Annotated in this window: 4 protein-coding genes; 3 read left to right on the forward strand and 1 reads right to left on the reverse strand. The window is 62.1% G+C overall.

Annotation, left to right across the window (positions count from 1 at the left end):
• Nucleotides 1-132: 132 nt before the first annotated feature.
• Entirely contained in the window at nt 133-2,880 is a 2,748-nt protein-coding gene (topA, locus tag SH809_10375) for a type I DNA topoisomerase (GenBank protein MDZ4700100.1), read from the reverse strand.
• Nucleotides 2,881-3,081: 201 nt separating this feature from the next.
• On the opposite strand from topA, the gene SH809_10380 reads away from it, so the two are divergent.
• The 3 genes from SH809_10380 to SH809_10390 form a co-directional block, all read left to right on the forward strand.
• On the forward strand, nt 3,082-3,957 hold the full coding sequence (locus tag SH809_10380; GenBank protein ID MDZ4700101.1) for a CPBP family intramembrane glutamic endopeptidase: 876 nt from the start codon (nt 3,082-3,084) through the stop codon (nt 3,955-3,957).
• A 343-nt stretch (nt 3,958-4,300) separates the two neighbouring features.
• The gene (ppdK, locus tag SH809_10385) at nt 4,301-6,946 is read left to right on the forward strand and encodes a pyruvate, phosphate dikinase (protein ID MDZ4700102.1); all 2,646 of its coding nucleotides are present in this window, start codon (nt 4,301-4,303) and stop codon (nt 6,944-6,946) included.
• A 13-nt stretch (nt 6,947-6,959) separates the two neighbouring features.
• Nucleotides 6,960-7,212, forward strand: a 253-nt coding sequence (locus SH809_10390) for a hypothetical protein (protein MDZ4700103.1), incomplete at its 3' end; no start/stop codon positions are given.

Genomic DNA, 7,212 nt, shown 5'->3' on the forward strand with positions numbered 1-7,212 from the left:
CAGAAAAATGCCAGTCTGATGGCTGGATTACTTCGTAAGTCGCTTCGCTCGTTTCCCGCCTTCGCGGGAGCCTGCCCCCGGCTTTGACCGGGGGATGACTATGCCTTTGATTGTGGAAATCCCAACAGCTTCTCAGGATTTCTTGCGACGGGCTACCGGCTTTGGGGCTTCCGCATCGTCGGATGCTTTTTTAGGGGTCGTTTTTTTAGCGGCGGTCTTTTTAGTGGCAGTTTTTGGTGCCGCGGCTTTTTTGGCGGGCGCCTTTTTAGCGCCGGTTTTCGGAGCGGCGGTCTTCGTCGCGGCACTCTTCCTGCCGCCGGCTTTTTTCGCACTCCCCTTCTTCGAGCCGGCTCGGCTCGCCAGCAACTCCAGCGCCTGCTCCATCGTCAGGCTCTCCGGCGCCGTCCCCTTCGGCAGCGACGCGTTGACCTTCTGGTGCTTTACGTACGGCCCATACCGTCCATCCAGGATCTCAATCGGTTCGCCGGACTCCGGGTGGTTGCCCATGACCCGCAGGGCCTGTGACTTCCCTTCTTTCTTAAGGATCAGCTCCAGCGCGCGATCGAGCTCGACGAACAGGACATCGTCCTCCTCCGTCAGCGATGCATACACGCGCCCGTGTTGGACATACGGCCCATAACGCCCGATATGCGCCAGGACCGGCTGCTGTGTGCCCGGGTGTTTGCCGAGTTCGCGCGGGAGGGCCAGCAGCGCCAGCGCTATCTCCATATCCACCTCCTCCGGCGTGATGTGCTTCGGCAGTGAGATGCGTTTGGGCTTCCCGTTCTTTTCGTCGTCGCCCAGTTGGAGGTAGACGCCGTAGGGTCCATTTCTGAGCAAAATAGGCTCATTGGCCGTGGGATCAACGCCGAGAACGCGGTCCTCCTCATTACCCTGGGCAACGATGGACTCCAGCATTTCGAGCGTCAGATCCGCCGGCGCGACATCGGCCGGCAGCGACGCCGTCAGGCGCTCTCCGGACACCTCGCGCTCCGCGTACGGTCCGTAGCGGCCGACACGCACCACGTACTCCCCCCAGTGCGGCGAGGTCACAGTCGACACGCTGCGGGCGTCGATCCGGTCGAGCCCCCCTTCCACGAGGCCTTCAAGGCCCATTTTGCCCTGGTAGAACGTCTTTAAGTACGGGAGTGACTTCGCCGACCCGGCGGCGATGTTGTCCAGCTCCTCCTCCATCCGCGCCGTAAATCCCACGTTCACGAGCTGATCGAATTGCTGCTCGAGGACCGCGTTCGTGGCGAAGGCGGTAAAGGTCGGGATCAACTGATTGTTTTTCCGGCTGACGTATCCGCGGCCGATGATCGTGTCGATGATCGTGGCGTAGGTGCTTGGCCGGCCGATGCCCTCATCTTCCAGTTTCTTGATGAGGCTCGCCTCGGTATACCGTGCCGGCGGCTTCGTCTCGTGGCCTTCTGCTTCCACCTTGCGGCACTCCGGCGTGTCGCCTTCCTTAAGGTCCGGCAACGGCTGGTCCTGGTCCTCCAGCGCGGCCTCCGGGTCGTCGCTGCCTTCGACGTAGGCGCGGAAGAAACCCGGAAACTCGATCGTTTTGCCCGAGGCGCGGAAGATCGCGAGGTCGTCCGGCGTGCCGGCTTCGATGCGGGCCGTGACCATGCGGAGGCGGGCGTCGGCCATCTGGGTGGCGACGGTGCGTTTCCAGATCAAATCGTACAGGGCGCCTTCGACCCCCTTCAGGCCCAGTTCGTCGCGCGTTTTCATCGCGCTGCCGGCGGGGCGGATGGCCTCGTGGGCTTCCTGGGCATTGCGGACCTTGCCGCCGGTGAGGCGGACGGTCGGATACAGGTATTCCTTACCATACCGCTGCGTGATGGCGCGCCGGCTGGCGTCGATCGCCTCGCCGGAGAGCTGCGTCGAGTCGGTACGCATGTAGGTGATGTAGCCTTGTTCGTAGAGCTGCTGCGCCACACGCATGGTATCGCGGGCGGAGAGCTTCAACTTGCGGCTGGCCTCCTGCTGGAGTGTAGAGGTGATAAACGGTGGCGCCGGCTTGCGGATCGATAGCTTTTCCTCCACCTGGGCGACCCGCCAAGGGGCCCCGGCAAGCCGCGTGGCCAGCGCGCGGGAGTCGGCGCCGGTCATCAACAACACGTCCTTGCCGGCGATGACGCCCTCCTTGAGCTTGCCCGTTTCGTCGTCGAAATCCTTACCGGACGCGAGCCGGACGCCCTGGTGATGCGTCATCACGGCGTCGAACGTCTTTGTATCTTTCCGAAGGGAGGCCTTGATGTCCCAGTAGGTAGCCGGGACAAACAGCATGCGCTCCTTTTCGCGGAGCACGATGAGGCGGACAGCGACGCTCTGCACGCGGCCGGCGGAGAGTTTCGGGGCGATCTTTTTCCACAGAAGCGGCGAGATCGAGTACCCGACGAGGCGATCCAGGACGCGCCGCGTCTCCTGGGCGTCGATCAGGTTGTTGTCCATCTCCCGCGTATGTTCCAGCGCATCCAGGATGGCTTCGCGGGTGATCTCGTGGAACACCATCCGCCGGACGGGGACCTTGGGCTCGAGCACCTGCAGGAGGTGCCACCCGATCGACTCCCCCTCGCGGTCCTCGTCCGTCGCGATATACAACTCGTCGACGTCCTTCAGCGCCGCCTTTAATTCCTTGACGACCTTCCGTTTGTCGGGTGGGACGACGTAGATCGGCTGAAACCCATCGTCCACATTGACGCCGAGGCGGGCCCAGTCTTTGTCTTTGAGGTGCTCGGGAATCTGGTCCGCGGAGGCCGGCAGATCGCGTACGTGCCCCATACTGGCTTCGACGCGAAACTCGCCCTCGGGCAGGAATCTACGGATGGTCCGAGCCTTGGTGGGGGATTCAACAACAACCAGTCGCTTCATAAAGACGAGGTAATACGTTCGCGAGGAGAGCGGGCGAAGCGGTGCGCTTCGAGACGGGCGCCAGCGGAATTTTTAAGTGCCGAGGTCTCACGCCGTGGCGATGACAACGTTCCAGACACGCGACAGAGCCGGCGGACGGGGAGGTGCATATCGCCACAAAAAGCGTATCTTGCTGCCTTCATTCTCATCCGCCCCCTGGAGATGGCTGCAGCACACGCGTTCCGAACCTGGCTATTCCGCGATGTACGCGAAGCCCCGATGTTGCTTTTGCTCATCGTATTGTTGGTCGACCTCCTGCTCAATCGGCTGTACATTTCGTTCCTCCATTACCCGCTAGATACCCTACTAGACATTTCGAACGGGCTGGTCGGACCCCTCATTTCGTTAAGTTTTATCAAAATCGCGTTTATCGCGATCGGTTTGATCCTTTGGATCGGGCACTTCAAACCGAGTGAGCTGGGGTTATGGATGCGTAACATCCCGGCCGGCATTCTCGCGACGGTCTTCCTCTGGGCGTTTCTGCAGCTGTCGATGATGATCGCCGGCTTCTTGTCCGAAGGGTTCATCCGGTTCTCCAGCGCCATGGCGGGGTTGGAACCGCTGCGCGGCATCGGGCTGCTGGTTCTATTCGCGGTCACCAAGGCGCTGTTCGACGAAATTGTATACCGGGGCCTGCTGATCCCCCAGCTGCATACGAAGCTCCAGCGCTTTGTCCCGTTCGACGCCGGCATGAACCTGGTGCTGGCGGTCGTCATCTCGCAGTTGATCTACATCATCATCCAGATCCCCCTGATGGATTTCGGCGAGGGGAACGAATACCATCTCACGAGCACGATCCTGTCCATTGTAGCGTTGAGCACCCTCAATTCGCTGATCTTCTTACGCACGAAAAATCTCTATATCGCTGTCGGGGTCCATGCGCTCTGGTTCAACACGGCCCTTTTCACCGAAACCGAGTTTCCACCGACGATTGCCCTCGCGGCGCTTGTCGTCCTGTTTATAGCAATCTACCCCATGCTGCCGGACCGGCGGACCGTGCTGTACACACAACCGCTGGAGGACCGGAGCCTGTATTGAGGTTCTGGGTTCTGGGTGCTGGGTTCTGGGTGCTGGGTTCTGGGTGCTGGGTTCTGGGTGCTGGGTTCTCTCGGAACGCCGAACTCGCCGCATCATTTTTACAGGAATCCGGGATAATCTTTCAGGAAGGCGGAACACCGCGTTGACTTCTTGATTTGGCAGTGCCGTACTTTACGCGCTTTTTGGGTGCGGAAGCCGGCCGCTATTGACTTGCAGGCCACCCGCCGAAGTCGACGAGCCACCCCCGCTCACCTCACGATCGGGACCCGCCTGCCATCCGCTGACGGAATCGGGACCCACACCTTGCAGCCATCAAAAGACTCTTGACAGGAGGAACCTACGTATGAGTGACCGCACGAAATATGTTTATCTATTTGGAGACGGTAAGTCCGAAGGGACCCGGGAAATGAAATCGCTCCTGGGCGGAAAAGGGGCCAATCTGGGCGACATGAGCGCGATTGGTCTTCCGGTTCCTCCGGGTTTTACGATTACCACGGAATGCTGCAAGTACTATAACGAGCACAAGCACACGTGGCCGGCCGAGTTGGAGGCGCAGGTGCGCCAGGGCATCGCCGGCCTCGAGCGGATGATGAAAGCCGGCTTCGGCAACCCCGCGAATCCCCTCCTCGTCTCCGTTCGTAGCGGCGCCGCCGTTTCGATGCCGGGCATGATGGACACCGTCCTCAACCTGGGTCTGAACGACGAGGTGGTGGAGGGCCTGGCGAAGCTGACGAACAACGAGCGCTTCGCGTTTGACTCGTATCGCCGCTTCATCGACATGTTCGGCGATGTGGTCATGGGCGTCGACCACGAGCACTTCGAGGAAGCCATCGAGGCCCTCAAACACGAACGCGGCGTGGAGAACGACATCGACCTCACGGCCGCCGACCTGCGCATCCTGGTCGATCGCTACAAGGCGATTTATCGCCAGCACAAGGGCGACATGTTCCCCAGCGATCCGTACGAGCAGCTCCGCTACTCGGTCAATGCCGTGTTCAACTCGTGGGATAGTGACCGCGCCGTCAAGTACCGCACGATCAACAAGATCCGCGGCCTGATCGGCACCGCCGTGAACGTCCAGTCCATGGTGTTCGGCAACATGGGCGACGACTGTAGCACGGGCGTTTGTTTCACCCGCAACCCGTCGACCGGCGAGAACCTGCCTTATGGCGAGTACCTGATCAACGCCCAGGGCGAAGACGTCGTGGCCGGCATCCGCACGCCGCACGAGATGACGCTCATGGAGCGCGAACTGCCCGTGGCTTATCGGGAGCTCATCCACACGATGAGCCTGCTCGAGAAGCACTACAAAAACATGCAGGACATCGAGTTCACGGTGCAGAACAGCAAGCTGTACATCCTGCAGACGCGCTCGGGCAAACGTACCGGCGCCGCGGCCATCCAGATCGCGGTGGATATGGTGCGTGAAGGGCTGGTAACGAAGAAGGAAGCCGTGCGCGACCTCGTCGAGACCCGGCACCTGGACCAGCTCCTACACCCGCGTTTCAAGGACGAAGCGGGCTACGCATCGCGCGTCATCGCGAAGGGTCTGCCGGCCTCTCCGGGCGCGGCCGTCGGTCAGGTGGTGTTCTCGGCCCATGAGGCGGAGGATGCCAAAACCGCCGGCCGGAAGGTCATCCTCGTCCGCATCGAAACCAGCCCGGAAGACGTCGGCGGCATGGACGCGGCGCAGGGCATCCTCACTTCGCGCGGCGGCATGACCTCCCACGCGGCCGTCGTGGCCCGCGGCTGGGGCAAGCCCTGCGTGGCCGGCTGCGCCCAGGTCGTCATCAACTACAAGACGAAATCGTTCACCAACGGCAAGATTGAAATCAAGGAAGGCGACTGGATCTCGATCAACGGCTCGACGGGTGAGGTCGTCAAGGGCCAGGAGGCGCTCGTCGCCCCGACGCTCAGCGGCGACTTCGGGACGTTCATGAGCTGGGTCGATACCTTCCGCACGATGGGCGTCCGCACGAACGCAGATGCCCCGGCGGACGCCGCCAAGGCCATCGAGTTCGGCGCCGAAGGGATCGGCCTCTGCCGCACCGAGCACATGTTTTTTGAGGAAGATCGCATCATCAACATGCGCGAGATGATCCTCGCGAAGACCGAGAAGGACCGCCGTACCGCGTTGCTGAAGCTCCTCCCCCACCAGAAGAAAGACTTCCTCGGGCTCTTCAAGGAGATGGCCGGCAAGCCGGTCACCATCCGCCTGCTGGACCCGCCCCTGCACGAGTTTCTCCCGCACGACGCGGAAGGCCAGGAGCAGATGGCGAAGGAAATGGGCATCACGGTCGCCGAGATTGAAGCCCAGGTCGAAGCCCTCTCCGAGTTCAACCCGATGCTCGGGCATCGCGGCTGCCGGCTGGGGATCACCTACCCGGAAATCACGGAGATGCAGGCCCGCGCCATCCTCGAAGCGGCCGTCGAGCTGAGCCAGGAAGGCGTGAAAGTGCTGCCCGAAATCATGGTGCCGCTGATCGGCACGGTGGAAGAGTTCGTCAACCAGAAAAACATCATCCTCGCCACGGCGGAGAAGGTGTTCGCCGAAAAAGGCGCGAAGATCGAATACCTCATCGGTACGATGATCGAGATCCCGCGCGCGGCGCTCATCGCCGGCGAGATCGCCCAGGAGGCGGAGTTCTTCTCGTTCGGCACGAACGACCTGACGCAGATGACCTTCGGGTACAGCCGCGACGACGCCGGCCGGTTCCTCCCGCAGTACGTCGAATCCAAGATCCTGCCCGACGATCCGTTCCAGACGCTCGACCGCGAGGGCGTCGGGCAGCTGATCCGGATGGGTACGGACCGCGGCCGCTCGACGCGCCCGAACCTCAAGGTGGGCATCTGCGGCGAACACGGCGGCGACCCGATGTCGGTCCATTTCTGCTACGAAGTGGGCATGAACTACGTCTCGTGCTCGCCCTTCCGTGTCCCTATCGCTCGCCTCGCGGCCGCCCAGGCCGAGTTGAAAGCGAAAGGTTGATCCGGATCCGCCCATGAGCTGGCTGATGGGCTGTGTCGGGCCCGATCCGGCCGCTGTATCTCGAACCAGGAGCCTGGCCCGCCAGGCTCCTGGTTTTTTGTTTGAAACCGAATGGCCCGCCGGCTACGTGGCCGCCGGCGGCCTTCCCGAAACCTGCCTCCTCGGCCCCACCTGGGCGGTTGTCGGCGCCGGCCTCCGCACGGACGGCTCGACCTGCCGACTCATCGACGCGGCCGGCTGGCAGCGTCTTCTCCTCGCCGCCGATC

The organism is Rhodothermales bacterium (assembly GCA_034439735.1).
In the GTDB taxonomy this organism is placed as follows: Bacteria; Bacteroidota; Rhodothermia; order Rhodothermales; family JAHQVL01; genus JAWKNW01.

Coding starts and splice junctions, on each gene's coding strand:
- topA (MDZ4700100.1), bottom strand. CDS start 2,880: ATGAAGCGACTGGTTGTTGTTGAATCCCCCACCAAGGCTCGGACCATC.
- ppdK (MDZ4700102.1), top strand. CDS start 4,301: ATGAGTGACCGCACGAAATATGTTTATCTATTTGGAGACGGTAAGTCC.
- SH809_10380 (MDZ4700101.1), top strand. CDS start 3,082: ATGGCTGCAGCACACGCGTTCCGAACCTGGCTATTCCGCGATGTACGC.